1 rRNA gene (only partly in view) is annotated in these 1,998 nt (G+C 57.8%); it reads left to right on the top strand.

Features of this window, described 5'->3' with window-relative positions:
• Positions 1 to 60: 60 nt before the first annotated feature.
• Positions 61 to 1,998 (top strand): 23S ribosomal RNA (locus tag ACFWV8_RS38150); it runs 1,270 nt beyond the window's last position.

Raw genomic sequence — 1,998 nt, forward strand, 5'->3', positions numbered from 1 at the left:
GTGGGGGTGGTGGGTGGTTGGTCGTTGTTTGAGAACTGCACAGTGGACGCGAGCATCTGTGGCCAAGTTTTTAAGGGCGCACGGTGGATGCCTTGGCACCAGGAACCGATGAAGGACGTGGGAGGCCGCGATAGGCCCCGGGGAGCTGTCAACCGAGCTTTGATCCGGGGGTGTCCGAATGGGGAAACCCGGCAGTCGTCATGGGCTGTCACCCGCTGCTGAACACATAGGCAGTGTGGAGGGAACGCGGGGAAGTGAAACATCTCAGTACCCGCAGGAAGAGAAAACAACCGTGATTCCGGGAGTAGTGGCGAGCGAAACTGGATGAGGCCAAACCGTATGTGTGTGATACCCGGCAGGGGTTGCGCATGCGGGGTTGTGGGAGTTCTTTTGACCGGTCTGCCGGCCGGTCGGCGAGTCAGAAACCGTTGATGTAGGCGAAGGACATGCGAAAGGTCCGGCGTAGAGGGTAAGACCCCCGTAGCTGAAACATTGACGGCTCGTTTGAGAATCACCCAAGTAGCACGGGGCCCGAGAAATCCCGTGTGAATCTGGCGGGACCACCCGCTAAGCCTAAATATTCCCTGGTGACCGATAGCGGATAGTACCGTGAGGGAATGGTGAAAAGTACCGCGGGAGCGGAGTGAAATAGTACCTGAAACCGTGTGCCTACAAGCCGTGGGAGCGTCGGGCAAGAGCTTGCTCTTGTCTCGTGACTGCGTGCCTTTTGAAGAATGAGCCTGCGAGTTTGCGGTGTGTTGCGAGGTTAACCCGTGTGGGGAAGCCGTAGCGAAAGCGAGTCCGAATAGGGCGGTTTAGTAGCGCGCTCAAGACCCGAAGCGGAGTGATCTAGCCATGGGCAGGTTGAAGCGGCTGTAAGAGGTCGTGGAGGACCGAACCCACCAGGGTTGAAAACCTGGGGGATGACCTGTGGTTAGGGGTGAAAGGCCAATCAAACTCCGTGATAGCTGGTTCTCCCCGAAATGCATTTAGGTGCAGCGTCGTGTGTTTCTTGCCGGAGGTAGAGCACTGGATAGGCGATGGGCCCTACCGGGTTACTGACCTTAGCCAAACTCCGAATGCCGGTAAGTGAGAGCGCGGCAGTGAGACTGTGGGGGATAAGCTCCATGGTCGAGAGGGAAACAGCCCAGAGCATCGACTAAGGCCCCTAAGCGTACGCTAAGTGGGAAAGGATGTGGAGTCGCAGAGACAACCAGGAGGTTGGCTTAGAAGCAGCCATCCTTGAAAGAGTGCGTAATAGCTCACTGGTCAAGTGATTCCGCGCCGACAATGTAGCGGGGCTCAAGCGTACCGCCGAAGTCGTGTCATTCCAGCATGAGGGCCAACGCCCGCTGGGATGGGTAGGGGAGCGTCGTGTGCCGGGTGAAGCCGCGCCGGAAGGCAGTGGTGGACGGTTCACGAGTGAGAATGCAGGCATGAGTAGCGATACACACGTGGGAAACGTGTGCGCCGATTGACTAAGGGTTCCTGGGTCAAGCTGATCTGCCCAGGGTAAGTCGGGACCTAAGGCGAGGCCGACAGGCGTAGTCGATGGACAACCGGTTGATATTCCGGTACCCGCTTTGAAACGCCCAGTGTTGAATCCTCTGATGCTAAGACCGTGAAGCCGTTCCGGACCCTTCGGGGAATGGAAAGTGGTGGAGCCGTTGACCCGAGGTGGTAGTAGGCAAGCGATGGGGTGACGCAGGAAGGTAGTCCAGCCCGGGCGGTGGTTGTCCCGGGGTAAGGGTGTAGCCCGAGAGATAGGCAAATCCGTCTCTCATACAGGGTGAGACCTGATGCCGAGCCGATTGTGGTGAAGTGGATGATCCTATGCTGTCGAGAAAAGCCTCTAGCGAGTTTCATGGCGGCCCGTACCCTAAACCGACTCAGGTGGTCAGGTAGAGAATACCGAGGCGTTCGGGTGAACTATGGTTAAGGAACTCGGCAAAATGCCCCCGTAACTTCGGGAGAAGGGGGGCCATTTCTGGTGATCGG

This window comes from Streptomyces sp. NPDC058665 (assembly GCF_042714995.1).
Classification (GTDB): domain Bacteria; phylum Actinomycetota; class Actinomycetes; order Streptomycetales; family Streptomycetaceae; genus Streptomyces.